Below are 24,318 nucleotides of genomic sequence, written 5' to 3' on the forward strand. Positions count from 1 at the left end.
TCTTCAATCCATAACACAGGAGTAGGGTCAATGGCCGTACAAAAGAGCAAGAAATCACGTTCAATGCGTGGTATGCGTCGTTCACATGATGCGCTAACTTCAGCTGCACTATCTGTAGATGCAACTTCAGGTGAAACTCACCTACGTCACAATGTAACCGCTGAAGGCTACTACCGTGGCAAAAAGGTTATCAACAAGTAAGGTTGTGACCTTTGCAAAATCTAACCGTTGCACTTGATGCAATGGGCGGGGATTTTGGTCCTCGCGTTACAGTGCCTGCCGCCGTGCAGGCACTGTCGCATTTCCCAGAGCTAAAAGTGATATTAGTGGGTGATCATAGCGCGATCACTCAGCAATTATCTTTACTAGGTTACCAACCCGATCCTCGTTTGAGTATTGTGCACAGTGATCGAGTGATCGCTAACTCAGAAAAACCCTCACTAGCATTACGCCATAGCCATGACAGTTCAATGGGTTTGGCTATCGATCTGGTCGCTCAACAACAGGCGGATGCTTGTGTCAGTGCTGGTAACACCGGCGCGCTGATGGCACTCTCACGTTTTCGATTAAAGCTTCTCCCTGGGATTGATCGTCCGGCATTAGTAACCGCTTTACCCACGATATCGGGTGGTAAAACGTGGTTATTGGATCTTGGTGCGAATGTCTCTAGTGATGCTGATTCCCTGTTTCAATTTGCAGTGATGGGATCGGCATTGGCTGAGCAACATTTACAACGTTCCCCCCGCGTGGCGATTTTAAATATTGGCGCGGAAGAGATAAAAGGTAATGATCTGGTTAAGCGTTGTGCACAGCTGCTAAAGCAAACTCAAGCGGTGAATTTTATTGGCTATATTGAAGGGAATCAGTTATTGATGGATGCCGCCGACGTTGTGGTGTGTGATGGATTTGTCGGTAATGTTTGTTTAAAAACCTGTGAAGGGACTGCACAACTCTTTATTGATAAGTTAAAAAATCTCTTTTTAGCCTCATCCATAAAGGGTTGGATTGCCCGAAAAGTGTTTTCTGAACTGTTTTATGAATTAAAAACCTTGAACCCCGACCAGTATAACGGCGCAAGTTTGCTAGGATTACGCGGCATAGTCATTAAAAGTCATGGAAGTGCCGATGTATCCGCAGTCGTCAATGCGATAGGTGAAGCGGTTCATGAAGTGAAACGACAAGTCCCCAGCCGCATAAGCGATCGTTTGGAAGCGGTTTTACTCGAGAGGCATTATTAGTCTTCATGTATAGCAAAATTTTAGGTACTGGCAGCTACTTGCCATCTCAAGTGCGTACTAACGCAGATTTAGAGAAAATGGTAGATACCAATGATGAGTGGATTGTGACCCGGACGGGGATTCGTGAGCGTCGAATTGCCGCTGATAATGAAACCGTCGCCGATATGGCATTTTATGCTGCTGAAAAAGCCATCGAAATGGCGCAAATTGATAAGAATGAGATTGATCTGATTATTGTTGCCACGACGAGCGGCAGTCATACTTTTCCCTCTTCTGCTTGTCAGGTTCAAGCTAAGCTCGGGATTAAAGGTTGTCCAGCTTTTGATTTGGCTGCAGCATGCTCTGGTTTTGTGTATGCATTGTCGGTTGCTGATCAACACATTAAATCAGGCATGTGTAAAAAAGTATTGGTGATTGGTGCGGATGCATTATCGAAAACGTGCGATCCAACCGACCGCTCAACCATTATTTTATTTGGTGATGCGGCAGGAGCGGTGGTGGTTGGCGCTAGTCAAGAGCCCGGTATCTTATCGACTCATATCTATGCCGATGGTGAGTTTGGTGAGTTACTCAGTCTTGAAGTGCCTGAGCGTGGCGGTAATGTTGATAAGTGGCTGCATATGGCCGGTAACGAAGTGTTTAAAGTCGCCGTGACTCAATTATCAAAATTAGTCAAAGATACTTTAGCAGCGAATAATTTGCATAAGTCGCAATTAGATTGGCTGGTGCCGCATCAAGCCAATTATCGGATTATTTCTGCTACTGCAAAGAAACTTTCTATGTCATTAGATCAAGTTGTGATGACGTTAGATCGCCACGGTAATACTTCAGCTGCAACGGTACCAACCGCATTAGATGAAGCGGTGCGCGATGGACGCATTCAACGTGGCCAGTTATTGCTGTTAGAAGCGTTTGGTGGTGGTTTTACTTGGGGCTCTGCCTTGGTTAAATTCTGATTGCTCCCCAATCACTTATTTGACGTTGAAGAGTCACTTGACTCTTTATCCATTTTATTAGGTTAAGGAAAAAACATGAGCAAGTTTGCTATTGTATTCCCAGGCCAAGGTTCACAAGCAATCGGTATGCTTGCGGAGCTTGGTGAACAGTATGATGTTGTAAAACAGACGTTTAGCCAAGCTTCTGAAGTATTAGGTTATGACTTATGGGCATTAGTTCAACAAGGCCCAGCAGAAGATCTTAACCAAACTCATCGTACGCAACCCGCTATCCTTGCTGCATCGGTTGCTATTTGGCGTGTGTGGCAGTCATTGAACTTGCCTCAACCTGAAGTCTTAGCAGGACACAGTTTAGGTGAATACTCTGCGTTAGTATGCTCGGGGGTGATTGATTTTCAGCAGGCGATCAGCTTAGTTGAATTACGTGGTCGATTAATGCAAGAGGCCGTACCTGCTGGCACGGGAGCAATGTATGCGATCATTGGTCTTGATGATGAGGCGATTGCCAACGCGTGCCAACAAGCCGCTCAAGGTCAAATTGTTTCTCCGGTAAACTTTAACTCCCCAGGTCAGGTCGTGATTGCTGGGCAGAAAGAGGCTGTTGAACGTGCTGGTGTACTGTGCAAAGAATCGGGTGCCAAGCGAGCATTACCCTTGCCAGTGTCAGTGCCATCGCATTGTGCATTAATGAAACCCGCCGCAGAAAAATTAGCCATTGCGCTCGCTGGACTTCAGTTTAATAGCCCATCAATTCCGGTCATTAATAACGTTGATGTGCTGGCTGAAACGGATCCTGCAAAAATTAAAGATGCCCTTGTGCGTCAGCTTTATAATCCGGTACGTTGGACAGAAGCGGTACAAAGCATGAGTGACCAAGGGATTGAAAAACTTATTGAAGTTGGTCCAGGTAAAGTGTTAACTGGATTAACCAAACGCATAGTGAAAACACTGGATGCGGTAGCCGTAAACGATAGCGCTTCATTCGAAGCTGTGCAATAAAGTAGGAATCAAACATGAATGAATTCATGAGCCTTGAAGGTAAAGTCGCTCTAGTCACGGGAGCAAGTCGTGGGATTGGCCGCTCAATCGCAGAAGTGCTTGTCGCACGCGGTGCAACCGTGATTGGAACAGCAACCAGCGATAGTGGTGCAGATGCAATTAGTACTTATCTAGGCGAGAAGGGTAAAGGGTTTGCTTTGAATGTGACTGACCCTGCATCGATCGAATCGGTACTCAAAGCGATCAATGAACAGTTTGGCAGCATCGACATTTTAGTGAATAATGCCGGTATCACACGTGATAACCTATTGATGCGTATGAAAGACGAAGAGTGGATGGATATCTTAGATACCAACTTAACGTCGATTTTCCGCTTATCGAAAGCGGTATTACGTGGCATGATGAAAAAACGCCATGGTCGAATCATTAATGTTGGTTCGGTTGTTGGTACCATGGGTAATGCTGGACAAACTAACTATGCAGCGGCAAAAGCGGGCGTAATTGGCTTTACCAAGTCGATGGCACGTGAAGTTGCATCCCGTGGTGTGACTGTGAACACAGTTGCACCAGGTTTTATCGCCACAGATATGACAAAAGCGCTGAATGATGAGCAACGTGCTGCTACACTAGCGCAAGTTCCAGCGGGTCGTCTGGGTGAACCTCATGAAATTGCTTCTGCAGTGGCTTTTTTAGCGTCCAATGAAGCAGCTTACATTACGGGTGAGACTCTGCACGTCAACGGCGGAATGTACATGGTTTAATGCCAAGTGTTTGGAGAAGTTAAGCGACAGTCGTCAATAAATGCTGACTTTTCTTAACAGTTGGTTTTTAGGTGCGCAACATTTGTGCATGATTTATGTCAAAAATGGTGTGAATTTCGGTTAAAATCGGTAAATTTGTGGTTTGACCAGCAAGGTCCCCCTTGCAACTTTCACTAGTTCGAATAAACTACGGAATCATCGCATTAGGCGAAATCTGTAAAGGAAAAGAAAACATGAGCAACATTGAAGAACGCGTAAAGAAAATCATCGTTGAACAGCTAGGTGTAGACGAAGCAGAAGTAAAAAATGAATCTTCTTTCGTTGAAGATCTAGGTGCAGATTCTCTAGACACTGTTGAATTAGTTATGGCTCTTGAAGAGGAATTTGATACTGAGATTCCTGATGAAGAAGCAGAGAAAATCACTACTGTTCAAGCTGCGATTGATTACGTGACCAGCAACGCTCAGTAATGTTCTCCCCAGGCGGCCCTCTGGCCGCCTGAGTTTTTTAGTCATCTATCCCTCTCATAGAATGTTTCTATCCCGGAGAATATGATCGTGTCCAAGCGTCGTGTCGTTGTCACTGGCATGGGTATGTTGTCACCAGTAGGCAACACTGTAGAATCTTCTTGGAAAGCCCTGCTAGCTGGTCAAAGTGGTATTGTTAATATTGAGCACTTTGATACTACAAATTTCTCAACTCGTTTCGCAGGTCTAGTCAAAGACTTTAATTGCGAAGAGTATATGTCTAAAAAAGATGCCAGAAAAATGGATCTTTTTATCCAATATGGCATTGCTGCGGGTATTCAAGCTCTAGACGATTCCGGTCTGCAAATTACGCAAGCTAATGCGCCACGTGTTGGTGTCGCCATTGGTTCGGGAATTGGTGGTCTTGAGTTAATTGAATCTGGCCATCAGGCATTAATCGAAAAAGGTCCACGTAAGGTTAGCCCATTTTTCGTTCCCTCAACCATTGTTAACATGGTTGCAGGTAACCTTTCTATTATGCGTGGTTTACGTGGTCCAAATCTTGCAATTTCAACCGCTTGTACCACTGGCTTGCACAATATTGGTCATGCCGCACGGATGATTGCTTACGGTGATGCCGATGCCATGGTTGCGGGTGGTGCAGAAAAAGCCTCCACACCTTTAGGTATGGCTGGTTTTGGTGCTGCCAAAGCGTTATCCACTCGCAATGATGAACCACAAAAAGCTTCACGCCCTTGGGATAAAGATCGTGATGGTTTTGTATTGGGTGATGGTGCTGGTGTGATTGTGCTTGAAGAGTATGAACACGCTAAAGCTCGTGGTGCTAAAATTTATGCTGAGTTGGTCGGTTTTGGTATGTCAGGTGATGCTTATCACATGACTTCACCAAGTGAAGACGGTTCTGGTGGCGCTCTAGCGATGGAAGCCGCGATGCGTGATGCTGGAGTCACAGGGACTCAAATTGGTTATGTTAATGCTCACGGAACGTCAACGCCGGCCGGTGATGTCGCGGAAGTAAAAGGCATCAAACGAGCATTAGGTGAAGAAGGCGCTAAACAAGTATTAGTCTCTTCAACCAAATCAATGACGGGTCACTTGCTCGGTGCAGCAGGTTCTGTTGAAGCGATCATTACCATCATGTCGTTGGTTGACCAAATTGTTCCACCAACCATTAACCTTGATAACCCAGAAGAAGGGTTAGAGATAGACTTAGTGCCCCATACGGCGCGTAAAGTATCAGGTATGGATTATGCGGTATGCAACTCGTTTGGCTTCGGTGGTACCAACGGTTCACTGATTTTTAAACGCGTATAATTAATCTATCTGATTGAGTTTGAGTTTAAACGGCTTGGTGCTTTGCATTAGGCCGTTTATTTTTTCAGGGAGTCAAGCATGATTGGGCAAAATGGATTCAACGAGCCCCTAATTACCGCCAGTGATCGTTCTTTCCAATATGGCGATGGCTGCTTTAGCACTCTATTGATTAAACAAGGTAAAATTCAGCTCTGGGATTATCATCAAGAGCGAATGGAGGCTTGCTTACAGCGCTTGGCGATTCCATCTCCTGATTGGTTGAAAATAGAACTTGCGTTGAATCAAGCGGCGATAGGTAAGCCACTGGCGGGAATGAAACTGCATATTAGCCGTGGCGAAGGAGGACGAGGTTATAGTCCAAGCCAACAACATTCATCAAGAATTACATTGAGTCACTTTGATTTTCCAGCTCATTATCATCAATGGCAACGTCAAGGGATCAGATTAGGCGTCTGTGAGCAGCGCATGGGACTCAACCCATTGCTGGCGGGACATAAACATAATAACCGCTTAGAGCAAGTTTTACTGCGTGGTGAAATGGATCGTGCAGGGTATGACGATGGCGTTTGTTTGGATCTTAATCATCATATCGTTGAAACAACGATGGCAAATTTGTTCTGGGTGAAAAATGGCACCTTATATACGCCGAGTCTTGATAATGCTGGTGTTGCTGGTGTCGCGCGGCGGATGATTTTACAATCGGCAACATCATTCGGGTTGACCGTGGAAATTGGTCAGTTTCCAATGGAGCATTTAATTGCTGCTGATGAGGTTTTTATTTCTAATGCCATCATTGAAGTCGCGCCTGTCATCGGTATTGCACATCATTTGTATACCATCGGCCGTTATGTACGATATTTTCAGGAGAGTTTTAATTCGTGATTAAAAAATTACTGGCCTTAATTTTAGTCATCATTGTTTTTGCTACTGCAAGCTACTTTTATGCGGTTAAAAAGACCAATGATTACCTCGCGCAGCCGTTATTGATCACTGAACCGCAGTTGATCACTATTCATGGTGGGACGAGTTTAAACAGAGCGTTGGCGTTAATGACCGATCAAGCTTGGTTAGTTGATGATCCTTTGGCCTCGAAGTTATTACGTCGTTTCTACCCTGAATTAACGCCGATTAGAGCGGGAACGTATCAATTACAGCCCGGGTTATCGCTACAAGATAGTTTAGCGTTATTGGTTTCTGGGCGAGAATTTCAGTTTTCGATCACCTTTATTGAAGGAAGCCGTTTTTCTGAATGGCGTGCTAGCTTAGCGCAAAATCCTAACTTACAGCAAACGCTGACTGAGCATTCAGAGGCAGACATCGCCCAATTATTAGGCATCGATAATGCAAAATTAGAAGGCTTATTTTTGGCGGAAACCTACCATTTTACTAAAGGGGAGAAGGATATTGATATCCTTCGTCGAGCGCATCGTAAGCTCAATCGTCTGCTTGAGCATGAATGGGAGCATCGTCAGCCTGATTTGCCATTGAAAACTCCTTACGAAGCCCTTATTTTGGCGTCAATTATTGAAAAAGAAACGGCGATCGATACGGAGCGGGAGCGAGTCTCTTCGGTGTTTATTAATCGATTAAACAAGCGAATGCGTTTACAAACGGACCCTACGGTTATTTATGGAATGGGTGATCGTTATCAAGGGCGGATTCGCCGTGCTGATTTGCGTGAAGCGACAGAATATAATACTTACGTGATCAATGGACTCCCTCCGACGCCGATCGCGATGGCTGGCCCCGCTTCGATTAAGGCCGCTTTAAATCCGGAACAGAGTGATTACCTTTATTTTGTGGCCAGTGGTCATGGTGATCACGTGTTTTCAAAAACATTAGCAGAACATAATCGCGCGGTTCGCGCCTATTTACAAGTGATCAGAAGTCGACAATGAACGCAAAATTTATCGTAGTAGAAGGGCTAGAAGGCGCAGGAAAAAGCACGGCTATTCAGGTTGTGATCGATACGTTACAAGCTTTTGGTATTGAGTCGATTACCCAGACTCGTGAGCCCGGTGGCACGGTATTGGCTGAAAAAATGCGTGCTTTAGTCAAAGAAGATCACCCTGGTGAAGTTTTACAAGATGTGACGGAAGTGCTGCTAATGTACGCCGCACGGGTACAACTTGTGGAAAACGTCATTAAACCTGCATTGGCGGCAGGATGCTGGGTCGTGGGCGATCGCCATGACATGTCTTCGCAAGCTTATCAAGGCGGCGGACGGCAGATTAGCCCTGCGACGATGCAGCAGCTTAAGCAGTTAGCGTTAGGGGCGTTTAGCCCAGATTTTACTTTATACTTAGATATCGACCCGCGAGTCGGATTAGAGCGAGCTCGTGGGCGAGGGGAGTTGGATCGTATTGAGAGAATGGACTTGAGTTTTTTTGAACGTACACGACAGCGTTATCTAGAACTGGCTAAGGACAATCCATCAGTCACGATTATTAACGCGCAGCAAACCTTACAAGAGGTGACACAAGATATTCAGCAAGCGTTATTAAACTGGTTAAATCAACATAAAGGTTAATGATGAACGCAGTATATCCTTGGTTAAGCGAGGCATGGGAGCGTTGGAAACAACAGCTTGAGCATCAGCGCTTTGCTTCAGCAACCTTAATCAATGCCCCACACGGAGTAGGCGCAGAGCAGTTGATTGAGAAATTCTCGCAGGCATTAATGTGTACTACACAGCGTAGTGAGCCCTGTGGATTTTGTCATGGCTGTGAGTTAATGCTATCGGCCACGCATCCGGATTATCATCTTGTTCGTCCTGAAAAAGAGGGCAAGTCGATTACGGTTGAGCAAATTCGTATAGCGAATCGATTAGCACAAGAGTCTTCACAGCTCTCAGGCTTTCGGTTGATCGTGATTGAGCCTGCCGAAGCAATGAATGAATCAGCAGCGAATGCTTTACTGAAAACGCTTGAAGAGCCCGCAGAAAAATGTGTTTTCATTTTACTGACTCATCAAGTGAGCCGTTTACTGGCGACAATCGTCAGTCGTTGCCAACAAATTATTATTCCAGAACCGCAGCCACAAGCCGTTATGCCGTGGTTAACCGAACAGTGTCAACAATCGATTCCTGCTTTTGCTGCTCATATTCATGGTAATGCTCCATTACTGACTCGAGCGTTTATTTTACAAGGTGAACTCCAAAATTATTTGGCGATTGAGCAGCAATTTGTTCAGGCATTACAAGGCGACATTTCGGCATTATTAAATTGTGCGAAAACGATCAGTGGCCAGCCTCTCAGTGGACTACGTTGGCTTTGGTATCTCTTGACTGACGCCCAAAAAACCGCTTTTGGGGTATGGCAGCCTTACTTTACTCCGCAAAGTCAGTGGCTTGCTCAAGCTCGTTCTTTGTCTTTATTACAACAACAAACGGATTCATTGGCGCAGTTGATCAATCAATTACAGGGATTTAGTGGGTTAAATAGTGAACTTTTAATTGCTGATTGGTTATTTAAATTTAATGAGGAAACATGTTTGTAGATTCACATTGTCATCTTGATAAACTGAACTATCAAGATTTACACCAAGATATCAGCGATGTTCTTGCTAAAGCCGAACGGGCTAAAGTGACACAATTACTTTCTGTGGGTGTGACGTTAGACTCATTTCCCAATATGTTAGCGATGATTACTCCCTTCGATAATATTCATGCTTCTTGTGGTGTTCATCCTCTCGACGTGCAAAGTGATTTTGATCTAGAGCGTTTTCACACTTATGCCCGTCACCCTAAAGTGGTTGCGATTGGTGAAACTGGGCTCGATTATCACTATCAGCCAGAAATGGCGGAATTACAACAACAGCGTTTTATTCAGCATATTGATACTGCTGTTGAACTCAATAAGCCATTGATTATTCATACTCGTCAAGCGCGAGAAGATACTTTAGCTATACTCAAAGCACATCACGCAGAGCGTTGTGGCGGGGTTATACACTGTTTTACTGAAGATTGGGCTTTTGCGCAGGCAGCAATGGATTTAGGCTTCTATATTTCGATTTCTGGGATCGTTACGTTTCGCCAAGCAACAGAGCTCAAAGCCGTGGTAAAGGCACTGCCATTAGATAGGTTGTTGATTGAAACCGATTCGCCTTATTTAGCGCCAGTACCTCATCGAGGTAAAGAGAATCAGCCGACTTATGTGGTTGAGGTTGCGGCTTATATTGCTCAACTTAAAGGGCTTTCTTTGGGCGAAGTTGCAGAAAAAACCAGCAAAAACTTCCAAGATCTTTTTTTGCGATGAAAATCAAAATTTATAGGTGTAAGACGCCTGGAATGGCTGTTTTACGTGCTTTACTTCAAATTATCATCAAGAATTAGCCTTGTTTACTTAATGTGTTGAATATTTAGTCTAAACTAATCAATTGGTAATTTTGTTACTAAAAATAACAACCTCATTAATTTAATTTACCAAGTAAAATTAATTGATGGAAAATTATTATTAATATAAACAATAGGATAGAATGCTTCTGTTGCCTTGTCGACAAGTGATGGCTGTGTGATCTGTCTATTACTTTGAAACTAAATTTCTTTACGAACTGGAAAGTTTGAGGGGCATCAAGATATATTTAGAGGCGGAAAATATAATACATTTGTGGTTACATTTTCATTGGGTGCTAACATTTAGGCTACGGGGGTGTGCCGTTGGAACCCGAAAAATTCTAATAACTTAATCAGGAGCATAAACATGTTAAAGAACGCTTTTGCTAACCTGCAAAAAGTAGGTAAAGCACTGATGCTTCCAGTATCAGTCTTACCTGTTGCAGGTATTTTGCTTGGTGTTGGGGCGGCAAACTTTAGTTGGCTGCCAGAAGTCGTATCCCATTTAATGGAACAAGCTGGTGGCTCGGTATTTGGTCAAATGGCACTCTTGTTTGCCGTTGGTGTCGCCCTAGGCTTTACCAATAACGATGGTGTATCAGGACTTTCTGCTATTGTCGGCTATGGCATCATGGTTGCGACCTTGAACGTTATGGCAGAGGTAATGGGTGTTGATGGCATCGAAACAGGCGTACTTGGCGGTATTCTTGCGGGTGGTGTTGCAGCGTGGTCGTTCAATCGTTTCTATAAAATTCAGCTACCAGAATATCTCGGATTCTTTGCGGGTAAACGTGCGGTACCTATTATTACCGGTTTCTTGTCGATTGCTCTAGGTATTCTCTTATCGGTAATTTGGCCTCCGATTGGTGGCGTTATTGCTTCTTTCTCTGATTGGGCTGCGCATCAAAACCCAGTCACTGCATTTGGTATTTACGGTATTGTTGAGCGTGCACTGATTCCATTTGGTTTACACCATATCTGGAACGTACCTTTCTTCTACGAAGCAGGTTCTTGTGTGACTAACTCCGGTCAACCAGCAACAGGTATTATGACTTGTTTCTTGACTGCGAATGATGTGACTCGCGAAGCGGGTAATGGTTTTGGTCAGTTAGCGGGTGGTTACCTATTTAAAATGTTTGGTCTTCCTGCAGCGGCTTTTGCGATTGCGCATTGTGCTAAACCTGAGAACCGTGCAAAAATCATGGGTATCATGGCTTCTGCGGCATTAACTTCTTTCCTAACCGGTATTACTGAGCCAATTGAATTCTCTTTCCTATTCATTGCTCCTGTACTTTACGCGGTTCACGCGGTACTTGCTGGCTTGGCGTATGTCCTAACCAACTCGCTAGGCATTGTTCATGGCCACACGTTCTCTAACGGCTTTATTGACTTTGTTGTTCAATCTCCTCGTGCAGAAAACATGTTGCTACTGGTAGGCTTAGGTATTGCTTATGCTGTGCTTTACTATGTGGTATTTACGTTTGTTATTCGTACCTTGAATCTGAAAACACCGGGCCGTGAAGATGAATCCGCTGATGCGAATACTTCAACAGGGTCAGAGTTAGCAGGTGAATTAGTAGCGGCATTTGGTGGTAAAGAAAATATCACTAACTTAGATGCTTGTATTACTCGCCTACGCGTATCGGTTGCAGAGACAGAGTTGGTTGATCAAGCGAAACTAAAACAACTCGGTGCTGCTGGCGTTGTTGTGGTGTCTGGTGGTGTACAAGCTATTTTTGGTACTAAATCAGATAACTTAAAAACAGAAATGGATGAGTGGATTCGCAACCACGGTTAATTCTCATTCTTTCTTCCCCTATAAATAAGGAGACTTCGGTCTCCTTTTTATCGGTTTGCTGAAAGCGCTCATTATCAATGATGTTTTAGCCTCTACCTATACTCTATCTTAACCTATCTTTACCTCTTTGCTGACATTGCTCAGTACACTCCTCGTTAGACTGCCGTTATTTCCTTTGATTTTATTTTGCACTTGGTTGGATTATGCGTGTCATGTTTATTCTTTCTTCTGACGGAGCCGACTTTGCTGCAATTGGACATCATTGGGGAGTTTATTTCTCAATCTTAGACATTTGAGTAAATACCAGACGATATAGGATAAGTGACTTATGAAAAAAATAGCTGCAGTGGCGATGTTATTCAGCGTACCAGTAAGTGTTTATGCTCAACAAGAGCCGAGTTTAAAAGTAGGTATGGCCGTAGATCAACAGTTGAGTGCAGTCATTGAGGTTGATGAGCAATATCGTTTTATTCTTGGTAATGAAGGTGCCGCTTTTGATTATTTGATGCGCCGTGGCAATTTTGATCGAGCTGACGTTCCTTTGGATTGGTACGTTGGGATTGGTGCTTGGGGAGAATGGGATGGTGATTTTGGTCCGCGCGTACCATTAGGGGTTAACTGGCCAATTAACAGTAATATTGATGTCTATGGTCAAGTTCATCCAGAGTTAAACCTCCATTCAGGCATCAATTTGCAACTGGGCGCGGCGCTAGGGGTTACTTATCGCTTCTAAAATCAATAAGGCCACGGCAGATTAGCTGCTCGTGGCCTTAAATTAAGAGGAGATTACTCTTCTTGTTTCGCCATGGCTTTTTTAATGCAGATGGCTGCACCGCCCCAAGTGAGTCCGAGACCGATAATCATCATGATAATTGCACCTGTAGTCATTAGTTTGCTTCCTTGCGATTAGTTAGATTAACGATGGCACCTAGCGCCAGTAACGCGATAATAATGGTCCAGCCTAGGGTCAGATCATAGCCGCCATACCCTTCAGTGAGCAGTGCACGTAATTTAGTTACGACAATGATCGCCAAAACGACTGGGGAGACAAAGCGCAAACAAATATCAAACCATACTCCAATCGCAAAATCAGAAATGGAGTTAACATATTTACGCACGTCGGAAATTTTCAGCAACCAAGTCATGAGAATGAGTTCAACTAGGCAACTCGCCATAATGCCGACATTGTTCGCAAAGTGGTCGACTAAATCGAGCAACAGTAAACCGCCATTGGTCGCAAATGCCATAGAAATAATAAAGCCTGAGCCGATAACGATATTAGCTGCTTTTTTTCGACTCCAACCCAGTTTGTCAATCACCGCGGAGGTGACGGCTTCTAAGATCGAGATGTGTGAGCTTAGTCCAGCGACCACTAACGCTAAGAAAAATAGCGGGCCTAGAATGTAAGGGATCGGAAGTAGGTTAATAGCTGCAGGGATAGTGACAAAAGCTAAACCAACGCCAGCAGAAACAACTTCAGTCAGCGGTTTGCCTTGTTCTTGAGCCATGTAACCAAGAACTGAGAAAATCATGATACCAGCGAGAATTGAAAAACCGCAGTTGATCAAGACGGTCATAAAAGCATTATTGGTGATGTCAGATTTCTGTGGTAGGTAGCTTGAATAGGCCAGCATAATCGCAAAGCCAATACTGAGCGTAAAGAAGATTTGCCCATAAGCGGCTGCCCAGACTTTAACATCCCAAATCTTACTAAAATCAGGCTCAAACATATAGTTGACGCCATCTAATGCACCTGGTAAGAAAATCATGCGTGCAATCAGCAGCAGTACCATGATAAACAACACCGGCATCATGACTTTAGAAGCACGTTCAATACCAGATTTAACTCCGCCAACGATAGCCGCATAAGTTATTGCCCAAGCAATCGCCATCGTAAAAGCAATTTTCCACTGAATTGATCCAAGGTTAGTCGGCGAGTTATCACCCAGACCTAAGTACTCGCTAAAGAAAAAGCTATTGGTATCCGTTCCCCAACTTTGGGTAAATGACATGCCGAAGTAGGAGATTGCCCAGCCAATCACGGCTACATAGTACACCCCAATGGTTGCCGCGATACCCACTTGAAACCAACCAAGCCATTCAAATTTTGTGTTAATTTTGGCAAGAGTCGTTGGTGCAGAGCCGCGATGTTTTTGACCCATACTGAATTCAAGGATCATAAAAGGAATGCCGGCTGTTAGCATGGCAAATAGATAAGGGATGAAAAAAGCGCCCCCTCCATTCTCATAAGCCATGTAGGGAAAACGCCAAATGTTACCTAGGCCAATCGCAGAACCTACTGCGGCTAAAATGAATCCGGTACGGGATCCCCATTGTTCTCGCTTCATTTATTTCTCCTTAATCATTCCCTGAGGTATGAAGCCTCATTAGACCTTGTTTACTCATTCATTGAGATGTGGAAGCAAGCCTTCCCGTTACCGCTCACTTTTGCCAGAGTAGACTGCCGAAAAGATCATCGTATGAGTATAGGTCTAATTGTTAAAATATTGTTCCATCATCCATGAATGTGTAAAAACGTAGATTTACCTGTGGTCTATGTGGTTATTTATTGGAATTTTATGCTGTTATTGTCGATGTGTGTTTGCGTAATCTGAAATAATCAGCTGCGCATTAATTGAGAGACTACAGAGAACTTTTAAAAATGGCAATACAATGTAAACGGTTTGTTGTTAGTGATAGATGGCGGTATTCAAGTTATTAAAGCACAAATCTAGAGATATATTTGTGCTTTTGGTCGTTAACTGAATCAATTCGCTCTATTGAACGTCATTATCCATTGATAAAACTGTATTTAACAACAGAGTGCTTGACTAAAAAATCACCAGTTAGTGGTCGGTACTTCTAGTAACGATTGATCTTGTAAGGTTAAATTTGGTTGGAGATAAATGGCTTCATAGCTATGATTCGCAATCAGGGAGACGATAAAGCGTTTTCCATACTAACCAGCGATGAATAGCTTAAAAACGTAAGCTGAGCCCTAGATTAAAAGCAAATTGATTCATCCAGTTGGAGCGAAAGCCAATCACACAGCCATTATTTTGCTCAAGTTGACAAATAGCACTGGTATCGTTGTCAACCATAGTGCCAAGCCATCTGAAATGCGATGTAATGGTGAGGTTTGAGGCAATCTTGTAGTCTATACCTGCAAACACGCTGGACGAGAAGCCATATTTATTATTAACCCAGTCAACATCAGCGTATGAGCCACCCAGTCCTACACCAATAAACGCAGAACTTTTGGATTCTAGAGGGTAATAAATACTACTTTGGAAGTGCAGATAATGCATGGTGGCTTGATTATCGATTTGTTCAACTTGTGATGATTGATGGCTATAGAAAAAACCGATGCGTCCGGTTTGAAAGGAGGTTTCGATGGCTAATGCGATATTTTCCGATGGTTTTATGTCGTAGTGACGTTGCTGCTGATCTTCCACTTTGCCACCCAAGGTATAGCCAAAGTAAGGCGTCACATACAGTTCACTTTTTACTGGGAAGGCGAGTAAGCTCAATAGTAGGGGTAGCATAAACTGGGGGTAGAATAGCAATCCATGATGTCGCATTGTGATACTCCTTAAGTACAATTATCTATCCTACTACAGGATAGGATAGTGAGTGAAGACTCTCACTGATCCGATAACTAAGAGTAAAAGCTTTGTTTGCTGCTCGTTCTGCGAGGATAAATGTGATAATCACTTGATATTTGTGTGGAAAAAAACGACAGTATAAAGGATTAGTGTATGCTTATGTTGTCATTCAGTGATTCTCAAGGAGAGGTGTATGGAACGCGATCTTAAACACGCATTAATGATTACCGCGGCAATATTTGCTGTTCTTATCGGATATGGTTTAATTACTATCGCCAATTAAAAGCTAGAGGTTCTGCTTATGGTGAACAGTGGAACAGTCTCAGGGCTAGAATCGAGAGTCGACACTGTTCGGCTCTCGAAGTTTCTGACTGGTAAAAATAGCTTAGTCGCCCAAGGTGGAGGGCAGCGGGGGATTTTTACTGCAGGTGTATTAGATGCTTTTATGCTGTCTAATTTTGACCCGTTTGATGAATTTTATGGTACGTCAGCGGGCGCGTTAAATCTTTGTTCCTATCTATGTCGTCAGCACGGTTTAGGTAAAACTTTCATTCTTGAGCTAACCACCGATCCGCAATTTTTTCATTTATTCAGTTATATTCGACGTAAACAATACATGAATTTAGACTGGGCGCTCGATAAAATCAGCGATTATCCTTATCGTTTAGATTTGGACATGGGGCGACATGTCTTGGGCCAGCGCCAAGCTTTTGCTGCGGTGACGGAGGCTCAGTCATTAACCGATGCTTATTTTCCGATGTTGGGTGACGATTGGCGAGAAGTGCTTATCGCTACCTGCGCGATTCCAGGCTTATATACTCAAGAGGTCTCATTAGGTCAACATTGCTATATTGATGGTGGAGTGTCAGCATCCATCGCCGTTCAACAGGCTTGGCGTCAAGAAGCACGTTTTATCACGGTCATTCGGACTGAAACGTTAGAGGAAGAAGACCAACAAAATGCATTAGCAGAGCAAGAGTCTGATTCTCAGGTTAAATGGTTACGTGAATCGGTGAATCATATCCAGCAACATTGGCAAAATAAAATGTTGCAGTGGAAGCAAGATTGGAGTGGTTTTCTTCAACAACAAATCGCCAAGGCGCAACAGCTCAAGAAAGAGCAAAAACATCTCGATGTGTTAAATGGTGGACGTTGGTTGTTTGGTGCCGACAATATTTATCGGTTAAGCCATCTGTTAGGGAATAAATTTGATGCGGGGCTCGCAGATATGTTGATGGTCCATTATCAAACCTATTCATTGACCAGTGACTTTCTTCATACACCACCAGATGATGCATTTATTTTACAAATTGTGCCAAGTGAGCCACTGAAATCAAGTTCCTTACTCAGTAGTCAGGAAGCGTTGCTTTATGACTACGAGTTAGGTCTACAAGCTGGCTACCTATTTATTGAAACCTTTGAACAGGCTAAGCGACTCGTGACTCAGCGTCCTAATCCTCCTGTCATTGATCCTTTTTATGGCGATCAATAGGAGGAGAGTGATTTATTGGTATTCTTTTTCCCATATAAAACTCAATGTCATTCGGGTAGGTACGTTCCCTGTACCTACCGCTCAGATTAAAATACCGGCAAGATCCGCATACAGTTGGTGGTTCCTTCTACATCCATAATATCACCTTGAGTAATGATCACCAGATCGCCAAACTCGAGGAGCTTTTTGTCTTTTAGGGCTTGTAGGGCGGCTTGAGCCACCTCCGCTCCCTGACCATGGTTGCTATCAAAATAGAATGGCGTTACCCCTCGATAGAGCGCACAACGGTTCAGAGCATGCTCATTACGAGACATGGCGAAGATAGGTAATATCGAGTTAAGGCGTGAGGTCATTAGCGCAGTTCGCCCTGACTCCGTTAACGTGACCATCGCTGTTACTCCTTCAAGATGGTTGGCGGCATAAATGGTCGACATTGCTATTGTTTCTTCTTCGGTTTGGAAAGCGCGATCGATACGATAATTTTGTTGGCTGGCTTCAATCATTTTTTCTGCGCCGACACAGACTTCGGCCATGGCTTTGACGGTCTCTACTGGGTATTTACCAGCGGCGGTCTCTCCTGAAAGCATGACTGCGTCAGTGCCATCAAGTACGGCATTGGCGACGTCCATCACTTCTGCTCGGGTTGGCATTGGATTGGTGATCATCGACTCCATCATTTGAGTTGCGGTTATCACGATGCGATTGAGCTCTTTAGAACGACGAATCAGTTTCTTTTGCACCGCGATTAACTCAGGATCACCAATTTCGACACCAAGGTCGCCTCGCGCAACCATAATGACATCAGAGGCGCGAATAATATCATCGATATTTTCATCACAAGATACCGTCTCTGCACGCTCAACTTTGGCCACTAATCTTGCATTCAGTCCTGCTTCGCGAGCCAAACGCCGAGCATAATCCATATCTTTCCCATTGCGTGGAAAAGAGATCGCTAAATAATCGACGCCAATGTCAGCTGCCAGCACAATATCTCGCTTATCTTTTTCTGTTAAGGCTTCAGCAGAAAGGCCACCGCCTTTTTTATTAATGCCTTTATTATTGGATAATGGTCCGCCGATAAGAACGGTAGTGTGGATTTTACTTCCTTCTACAGCGGTGACTTGCAACTGAACTCTGCCATCGTCGAGTAATAAAATATCTTCTGCCACAACGTCATTTGGCAAAGCTTTGTAATCAATGCCGACGGTGTGCTGTGTGCCTTCACCGAGTCCGAGTTCTGCATCTAAAATGAAACTGTCGCCTTCATTGAGAAAAACCTTGTCTTCTTTGAAGGTCGATACTCGAATTTTAGGACCTTGCAGGTCGCCTAATATCGCTACGTGTCGACCTAATCGTTGAGCAATTTCGCGAACTTTTTCCGCTCGTAAACGGTGATCATCTGCCGATCCATGGGAAAAATTCATTCTGACTACATTCACCCCACAGCGAATAATCGTTTCTAACACACTACCTTGATCCGTCGATGGACCTAGTGTAGCGACAATTTTTGTTCTTCTTAACGCTGCGGTCATATTTTTCTCCTTGAAAGTCCGGCTAATAAGCGCAACCTATTGGATCTCAGTATAGACCTAAGTCTCTAAAAATAGAGGGTTTAGAAAAAAAATGACGATTTCTCGATCCAACACCCATCTTGGGTCTTTTGGTGGTGAAATCTGTGGTTTTGGGGTTAAAAACACAAACTCAAATTTATATGCGTGATGGCTGTCACGGCTATACATCAAGTTGCTTCACAATTAGTTCGCAAAGTAAAAAAATTGGCAGGTTATTGAAATCTGGAGTGCACCATGTATATGGCTCAACCAGGCCATATTGATCATATTAAACAGGTCAATGCTGGTCGTGTATATAAATTGATAGATCAAAAAGGCCCTATATCGCGCATTGACCTTTCTAAAGAGAGTGAATTAGCTCCGGCAAGTATTACTAAAATTACTCGCGAATTAATTGATGCCCACTTGATCCATGAAACGACGGTTCAAGAAGCGATCAGTCGTGGCAGACCTGCCGTTGGTCTGCAAACCAATAATCAAGGCTGGCAATTTCTTTCCATGCGCTTGGGACGAGGCTATCTGACGATTGCGTTGCATGAGTTGGGTGGTGAGGTATTGATTGACACCAAAATTGATATTCATGAAATCGATCAAGATGATGTTTTGGCGCGATTATTATTTGAAATAGAAGAGTTTTTTCAAACCTACGCCGCCCAATTAGATCGGGTGACAAGCATTGCGATTACTCTGCCGGGTTTAGTCAATTCACAGCAGGGCATGGTATTACAAATGCCCCATTATAATGTGAAAAACTTGGCGTTAGGTCCTGAGATTTATAAAGCTACTGGGTTGCCGGTATTTGTTGCGAATGATACTCGAGCTTGGGCCTTGGCAGAAAAATTATTCGGTCACTCTCAAGATGTCGATAATTCGATATTGATTTCTATTCACCACGGATTAGGGGCCGGGATTATCGTTGATGGGCGATTATTACAAGGTCGTTATGGCAATATTGGTGAGCTTGGGCACATTCAAATTGATCCTCAAGGTAAACGTTGTCATTGCGGCAATATTGGCTGTCTTGAAACGGTGGCGAGCTCGCAAGCGATTCGCGATCAGGTGTCGTTACGAATTGCTCAAGGAGAACCGTCGTCATTAGCCGAACAAGAGACGATTTCGATTGAGGACGTTTGCTTGGCGGCTGCCAATGGTGATCCGCTCGCCGTAGACGTGATTGAGCAACTCGGACGTTATTTAGGCGCTGCGATTGCGATAGTGATCAATTTGTTTAACCCTGACAAAGTGTTAATTGGTGGGGTGATGAATCAAGCAAAAACGGTGTTGTATCCTGCGATTCAGCGCTGTATTGAAGAGCAAAGCCTTCCTGCCTATCACCAACATCTGCAGTTGGTTGAATCCCGTTTTTATAAACAAGCCACAATGCCAGGAGCGGCTTTAATCAAGCAAGCGCTCTACGATGGTTTATTATTAATGAAAGTGGTTGAAGGATAATTTTTCTTCGTTTTTTTTGCACGACAGTTTACATTGTTCGCCTAAATTAATGATCTACCCAAGTGCCTCACAGAAATTTAGGTATATACTGTAAACGATGGTGCTTTTCTATTAGCGGGATTTTCTATGTCGAGTATCTTAAATACGGTCGATCAGCGTACCAATTTGGTGGGAGAGAACCGCCTAGAACTGTTGCTGTTTAGTTTAAATAGTCGACAGATTTTTGCGATCAACGTATTTAAGGTACGTGAAGTAATCAAGGTACCGCCAACGACTAAAATGCCCGGTTCTCATCCGAACATTATGGGGGTTGCTTCTCTACGAGGTGTTGCGGTTCCGATCATTGATCTTCGTCGAGCGATTGGTTTTCCTGAAACCAAGCTGGACAATCAAGAGCACAACTTAATCATTACCGAATACAACCGTACCGTGCAGGGTTTTTTGGTTGGTCAGGTACGCAATATCATTAATACCGCATGGACCGAGATTCAGCCACCACCAAAGTCGGTTGGGCGTTCAAACTACCTGACCGCGATTACGCACATTAAAGAGCAAAATCAAAACCATATTGTTGAAGTGATTGACGTAGAAAAAGTGCTCGCTGAAATTATCGACTATGATGTATCGATTTCTGAACATGTGTTAGATCATGACATATTAGGTGAAATGGTTGGGCGTAACATTTTGATTGTTGACGACTCTTCCACCGCCCGTAAGCAAATTAAAGATACTTTATCTCAACTTGGCTTAAATATTATCGAGTGTTGGGATGGTTTAGAAGCCTTGAAGCTACTAAAATCATGGTGTGATGAAGGTAAAGATATCAATCAAGAGCTGTTGATGATGATCACCGATGCCGAAATGCCAGAAATGGATGGTTATAAGCTTACTTATGAAGTGCGTAACGACCCGCGCATGGCGAGTTTGTACATTACGCTGAATACCTCACTCAGTGGTAGCTTTAATGAGGCGATGGTACAAAAGGTCGGTTGTGATAAATTCATCTCTAAATTCCAGCCTGATTTACTGGTGCAAGCGGTACAAGACCGATTACGTGATACCTTGTGATCAGCGCATAATGAATGACTAAAAACCCCGTCGTTGATATCGAATTAGCGACGGGGTTTCTATTTTCCGAATGAATGTGTTTGAAGTAGATTATTTCGGTTGTGCGTCAATACATTGGCCATGCACGTGTTGGCTCTCTCTGGCCATTAAATAGAGATAAAGCGGCATGATCTCTTGCGGTGTTTTCAAGCGGTTAGCATCTTCTTGTGGATACGCCTTGGCGCGCATGGCGGTGCGTGTTCCACCAGGATTAATCGCGTTGACTCGTAATGGGGTATCACGTAGCTCATCGGCGAGGATCTGCATCATCCCTTCAGTAGCAAATTTTGAAATAGAATAGCTGGCCCAACCTGAACGGCCACTGTGACCCACCGTCGAACTGGTAAATACGATTCGACCTTGTGGCGAGCGCTTAATCAAAGGTAAAGCGGCTTGAGTAAGCAATAATTGAGCTTTGACATTGACTTGCATCACCTGATCATAAGTGTGTTCGGTAATCGCTTCAAAGGGGCTGATTTCGCCTAATAACCCAGCGCTATGCAATAAACCATCCAGTTGACCACATAGCTGCTCTATATCGTGGATCAAGGTTTGGTAATCGTATCTGCTGGCCTTTTGCATATCTAAGGCGATCACTCGGGCTTCAGGGTATCCAGCACTAACAATTTCAGCGTAGGTTTGTTGCAGTTTTTCTGTGCTGCGGCCGAGCAAAATGACCGTTGCGCCATGAGCTGCATAAGTGAGAGCCGCTTGTTTGCCGATACCATCACTGGCACCGGTGACTAAAATAACCTTATCTTGTAAAGCATCAACAGCAACAGAGTAATTCACGTCAGATTCCTTTTGGTTATAATCTCGAATCTAATCCAACTTTGGCAGTTCAACCGTCCGAGATGAGGTTTTACTTTAAGTCTTTGTGACAAGGTGGTTACAATACACCAATTCGTATTAAAGAGGATGAGCACTTTGGAATTTTTATTAGATTACGGGCTGTTTCTAGCTAAGATTGTCACTGTGTTGGTGGCGTTAGTCGTGATCTTGGTGATGATAAAATCGGGTAGTGGTAAATCAGGCGCCAATAAAGGCGAGCTAGAAATCACCGACTTAACCGAGCAACATAAAGCAACCGTAGAGCGTTTAGAATCTTATCTGCATGATGAAGCGTTTTTGAAAGCACGCGATAAAGCAGAGAAGAAAACGGAAAAAGAACAGAAAAAAGCCAAGCAAAAAGCACTCAAACAGGCAGAGAAAGAGGGTGAGCTAGACTCTAAACGCGAGCCGCATCTATTCGTGCTCGATTTTCATGGCAGTATTGACGCCAAAGAAGTCAGTTCATTACGTGAAGAAGTGACCGCAATTTTGGCCGTGGCTCAACCAGGCGATGAAGTGCTGGTTCGGTTAGAAACCGGTGGTGGCATGGTACATGGTTATGGACTGGCCTCATCACAGCTTGATCGCCTCAAAGCCGCTCAGCTTCCTTTGACGATTTCCGTCGATAAAGTGGCTGCCAGTGGCGGTTATATGATGGCGTGTATCGCCGATAAAATTGTTGCTGCGCCGTTCGCAATTGTCGGTTCAATCGGAGTTATCGCTCAAATCCCTAATTTTCATAAATTACTTAAACGCAATGATATTGAATTTGAACAGCTTACTGCTGGCGAATACAAACGAACTTTGACGATGTTTGGTGAAAACACCGATAAAGCCCGTGAGAAATTTAAGCAAGAGCTGGAAGAAACCCATGGTTTGTTTAAAGACTTTATCCGTGACCACCGCCCAGCACTTGATCTAGACAAAGTTGCCACTGGTGAGCATTGGTTTGGCAGTCAAGCTAAAGCATTAGGCTTAGTGGATGAGATTGCCACGTCAGATGATTTGATCGTCAACGCATGCAAAGAAAAGATCGTTCTTGCGGTGCGTTATGTGCGTAAGAAAAAACTCGCCGATAAGCTCGCCGGAACGGCCAGTCAAGCAGCGGATGCGGTACTGCTGAAATTGCTCAGCCGTGGGCAGCGTCCTTTGATGTAATATAAAGAGAACTTGGTTTTCTAATCCGCGCCGCGACTTAAGTTGCGGCGTTTTTTTATCAGCAGAAACTGAATCAAACCTAACGTCAGTCCACCTAGGGTGCCTGCTAAATGGGCTTCGGTGGCGACTCGGGCTTGAATCAATTCAGCGGTCATCATGGATGCCCCGAACCACTGCTCCCAAGCGACTTTAGCGATGACGCCAAGCACTAGCCATAAGCTACTGCGGCGGCCATGTAACCACTCTAGTAGAGCAAAGTAAGCAAATAAACCGTGCAGTACGCCAGACAGGCCAACATACAGTGTCATGTCGCTAAAAAAAATACTTATCCCGACCGATAAACTCAGCATACTTAAGGCGAAGAATAATGACTTAATGCTAGGCATAAATAAAAAGACGATAACCCAGAGACCGGCGAGGTTCATCCCTAAATGGGCAAAGTTGGTATGGGTGAAATTTCCTGTTAGGATCCGCCACCACTGTCCCTGCTCAATCGACGTTAGTTGCCAAGCGCTGAGCTCGGAAAAAGGCGGGAATTGCAAGCCCAAACAGGCTAAGCTCAGCAAAATTAACCCTAGGTAGATATTCACGCTATGTCTCGATATTGTTCTCAATGTGGTAAAGCTCATAAAGTTTGTTTTTGTTCAGCTATCGTGCGGTTAGAGTCAGCCATTGAGCTTATCATACTCCAGCACCCAACTGAGCAGAATCGCCCACTTGGGACGGCGCGCATTTTAGCGTTATCGCTCCCTAACAGCCGTTTATTGATCGGCGAGGATTTCACGACACACCCCGAGCTTAATCGTCTATTGGCTGAGGAAGAGGTGCAGCATATGGTGCTGTATCCTAGCCAGCAATCTATCTGCGCTTCGAGTAAGCCATGGTCTGGTCGGCCTCACAAACTGCGGGTCATTTTACTCGATGGCACTTGGAAGAAAGCGTATAAAATGTGGCAGCTATCGACCAATTTACATCCGCTACCTTGTTTGCATTTGCCCACGGATCTCGAAGGTAATTACCGGATTCGTAAAGCGCCCAGTGAAAATAGCTTATCGACCGTTGAAGCGGGTTACCACCTATTGCAGTTGGCGCAACCAGAGCAGGATTATTCACCACTACTGACGGTGTTTTCACAGATGATCGATACCCAGATTCAGCACATGCCGCCAGAGATTTTTGCTAAGCACTATCTTCAAGATCAATAAAAACGCCGAA

The 24,318-nt window shown here is 44.1% G+C and carries 26 protein-coding genes; 20 read left to right on the forward strand and 6 right to left on the reverse strand.

What is annotated here, in order from left to right:
• Positions 1-30 precede the first annotated feature (30 nt).
• The 14 genes from rpmF (at position 31) to CAG58_RS08535 (ending at position 12,620) form a co-directional block, all read left to right on the forward strand.
• Positions 31-201: a 50S ribosomal protein L32 gene (gene rpmF, locus CAG58_RS08470; protein WP_004395602.1), complete on the forward strand. Its 171-nt coding sequence runs from the start codon at positions 31-33 to the stop codon at positions 199-201.
• An 11-nt stretch (positions 202-212) separates the two neighbouring features.
• Positions 213-1,238 carry a phosphate acyltransferase PlsX gene (plsX, locus tag CAG58_RS08475; RefSeq protein ID WP_161425405.1) on the forward strand — a complete coding sequence of 342 codons (1,026 nt, stop codon included), beginning with the start codon at positions 213-215 and terminating at the stop codon, positions 1,236-1,238.
• A 5-nt stretch (positions 1,239-1,243) separates the two neighbouring features.
• The gene (locus CAG58_RS08480) at positions 1,244-2,194 is read left to right on the forward strand and encodes a beta-ketoacyl-ACP synthase III (protein ID WP_004395600.1); all 951 of its coding nucleotides are present in this window, start codon (positions 1,244-1,246) and stop codon (positions 2,192-2,194) included.
• A 75-nt stretch (positions 2,195-2,269) separates the two neighbouring features.
• Positions 2,270-3,193, forward strand: coding sequence for an ACP S-malonyltransferase (fabD, locus tag CAG58_RS08485; RefSeq protein WP_004395599.1), 924 nt, complete (start codon positions 2,270-2,272; stop codon positions 3,191-3,193).
• Between the two features lie 26 nt (positions 3,194-3,219).
• Positions 3,220-3,954 carry a 3-oxoacyl-ACP reductase FabG gene (fabG, locus tag CAG58_RS08490; protein ID WP_040904873.1) on the forward strand — a complete coding sequence of 245 codons (735 nt, stop codon included), beginning with the start codon at positions 3,220-3,222 and terminating at the stop codon, positions 3,952-3,954.
• Between the two features lie 233 nt (positions 3,955-4,187).
• Entirely contained in the window at positions 4,188-4,424 is a 237-nt protein-coding gene (gene acpP, locus CAG58_RS08495) for an acyl carrier protein (RefSeq protein ID WP_000065130.1), read from the forward strand.
• 87 nt (positions 4,425-4,511) lie between these two features.
• Entirely contained in the window at positions 4,512-5,756 is a 1,245-nt protein-coding gene (fabF, locus tag CAG58_RS08500) for a beta-ketoacyl-ACP synthase II (RefSeq protein ID WP_161425404.1), read from the forward strand.
• Positions 5,757-5,834: 78 nt separating this feature from the next.
• Positions 5,835-6,638: an aminodeoxychorismate lyase gene (gene pabC / locus CAG58_RS08505; protein ID WP_158144069.1), complete on the forward strand. Its 804-nt coding sequence runs from the start codon at positions 5,835-5,837 to the stop codon at positions 6,636-6,638.
• Positions 6,635-7,654 carry an endolytic transglycosylase MltG gene (mltG, locus tag CAG58_RS08510; RefSeq protein WP_161425403.1) on the forward strand — a complete coding sequence of 340 codons (1,020 nt, stop codon included), beginning with the start codon at positions 6,635-6,637 and terminating at the stop codon, positions 7,652-7,654. Before pabC ends, mltG begins: the two co-directional genes overlap by 4 nt.
• A complete protein-coding gene (gene tmk, locus CAG58_RS08515; RefSeq protein ID WP_161425402.1) occupies positions 7,651-8,286 on the forward strand; it encodes a dTMP kinase in 636 nt (211 codons plus the stop codon). Before mltG ends, tmk begins: the two co-directional genes overlap by 4 nt.
• Before the next feature lie 2 nt (positions 8,287-8,288).
• Positions 8,289-9,254, forward strand: coding sequence for a DNA polymerase III subunit delta' (holB, locus tag CAG58_RS08520; RefSeq protein WP_110167924.1), 966 nt, complete (start codon positions 8,289-8,291; stop codon positions 9,252-9,254).
• A complete protein-coding gene (locus tag CAG58_RS08525; protein ID WP_161425401.1) occupies positions 9,245-10,012 on the forward strand; it encodes a TatD family hydrolase in 768 nt (255 codons plus the stop codon). Before holB ends, CAG58_RS08525 begins: the two co-directional genes overlap by 10 nt.
• A 444-nt stretch (positions 10,013-10,456) precedes the next feature.
• The gene (gene ptsG / locus CAG58_RS08530) at positions 10,457-11,887 is read left to right on the forward strand and encodes a PTS glucose transporter subunit IIBC (protein ID WP_004395584.1); all 1,431 of its coding nucleotides are present in this window, start codon (positions 10,457-10,459) and stop codon (positions 11,885-11,887) included.
• Between the two features lie 328 nt (positions 11,888-12,215).
• Positions 12,216-12,620 (forward strand): hypothetical protein, encoded by a 405-nt coding sequence (locus tag CAG58_RS08535; protein WP_004395583.1) that lies wholly within the window; start codon positions 12,216-12,218, stop codon positions 12,618-12,620.
• Between the two features lie 53 nt (positions 12,621-12,673).
• Here CAG58_RS08535 and CAG58_RS08540 read toward each other — a convergent pair whose 3' ends face one another.
• The 3 genes from CAG58_RS08540 to CAG58_RS08550 all read right to left on the reverse strand — a co-directional run bounded on the left by CAG58_RS08540 (position 12,674) and on the right by CAG58_RS08550 (position 15,468).
• Entirely contained in the window at positions 12,674-12,775 is a 102-nt protein-coding gene (locus CAG58_RS08540) for a MetS family NSS transporter small subunit (protein ID WP_110167920.1), read from the reverse strand.
• On the reverse strand, positions 12,775-14,235 hold the full coding sequence (locus CAG58_RS08545; protein ID WP_161425247.1) for a sodium-dependent transporter: 1,461 nt from the start codon (positions 14,233-14,235) through the stop codon (positions 12,775-12,777). Before CAG58_RS08545 ends, CAG58_RS08540 begins: the two co-directional genes overlap by 1 nt.
• Before the next feature lie 630 nt (positions 14,236-14,865).
• Entirely contained in the window at positions 14,866-15,468 is a 603-nt protein-coding gene (locus CAG58_RS08550) for a porin family protein (RefSeq protein WP_110167918.1), read from the reverse strand.
• A gap of 217 nt (positions 15,469-15,685) precedes the next feature.
• Here CAG58_RS08550 and cydH point away from each other — a divergent pair, with 217 nt between their 5' ends.
• Complete coding sequence (gene cydH, locus CAG58_RS08555) at positions 15,686-15,775, forward strand: cytochrome bd-I oxidase subunit CydH (RefSeq protein ID WP_110167917.1); 90 nt, start codon at positions 15,686-15,688, stop codon at positions 15,773-15,775.
• Between the two features lie 18 nt (positions 15,776-15,793).
• On the forward strand, positions 15,794-16,984 hold the full coding sequence (locus tag CAG58_RS08560; RefSeq protein ID WP_161425248.1) for a patatin-like phospholipase family protein: 1,191 nt from the start codon (positions 15,794-15,796) through the stop codon (positions 16,982-16,984).
• An 86-nt stretch (positions 16,985-17,070) separates the two neighbouring features.
• Here the strand turns inward: CAG58_RS08560 and pyk are convergent, their stop codons facing one another.
• Positions 17,071-18,516, reverse strand: a complete 1,446-nt coding sequence (gene pyk / locus CAG58_RS08565) for a pyruvate kinase (RefSeq protein WP_004395579.1) — start codon at positions 18,514-18,516, stop codon at positions 17,071-17,073.
• 273 nt (positions 18,517-18,789) lie between these two features.
• Here pyk and mlc point away from each other — a divergent pair, with 273 nt between their 5' ends.
• Positions 18,790-20,007: a sugar metabolism global transcriptional regulator Mlc gene (gene mlc / locus CAG58_RS08570; RefSeq protein WP_161425249.1), complete on the forward strand. Its 1,218-nt coding sequence runs from the start codon at positions 18,790-18,792 to the stop codon at positions 20,005-20,007.
• Between the two features lie 126 nt (positions 20,008-20,133).
• Positions 20,134-21,075: a chemotaxis protein CheV gene (locus CAG58_RS08575; RefSeq protein ID WP_040904416.1), complete on the forward strand. Its 942-nt coding sequence runs from the start codon at positions 20,134-20,136 to the stop codon at positions 21,073-21,075.
• 90 nt (positions 21,076-21,165) lie between these two features.
• Here the strand turns inward: CAG58_RS08575 and CAG58_RS08580 are convergent, their stop codons facing one another.
• On the reverse strand, positions 21,166-21,906 hold the full coding sequence (locus tag CAG58_RS08580; RefSeq protein WP_161425250.1) for a YciK family oxidoreductase: 741 nt from the start codon (positions 21,904-21,906) through the stop codon (positions 21,166-21,168).
• A 135-nt stretch (positions 21,907-22,041) separates the two neighbouring features.
• On the opposite strand from CAG58_RS08580, the gene sohB reads away from it, so the two are divergent.
• Positions 22,042-23,103, forward strand: coding sequence for a protease SohB (gene sohB / locus CAG58_RS08585; protein ID WP_161425251.1), 1,062 nt, complete (start codon positions 22,042-22,044; stop codon positions 23,101-23,103).
• 20 nt (positions 23,104-23,123) lie between these two features.
• Here sohB and rrtA read toward each other — a convergent pair whose 3' ends face one another.
• A complete protein-coding gene (gene rrtA / locus CAG58_RS08590; RefSeq protein ID WP_443084096.1) occupies positions 23,124-23,693 on the reverse strand; it encodes a rhombosortase in 570 nt (189 codons plus the stop codon).
• A gap of 3 nt (positions 23,694-23,696) precedes the next feature.
• Between rrtA and CAG58_RS08595 the strand changes: the two genes are divergently transcribed.
• Positions 23,697-24,308: a tRNA-uridine aminocarboxypropyltransferase gene (locus tag CAG58_RS08595; RefSeq protein WP_004395573.1), complete on the forward strand. Its 612-nt coding sequence runs from the start codon at positions 23,697-23,699 to the stop codon at positions 24,306-24,308.
• The last annotated feature ends 10 nt before the right edge of the window (positions 24,309-24,318 follow it).

This window comes from Vibrio sp. V31_P5A7T61 (assembly GCF_009904895.1).
In the GTDB taxonomy this organism is placed as follows: domain Bacteria; phylum Pseudomonadota; class Gammaproteobacteria; order Enterobacterales; family Vibrionaceae; genus Vibrio; species Vibrio metschnikovii.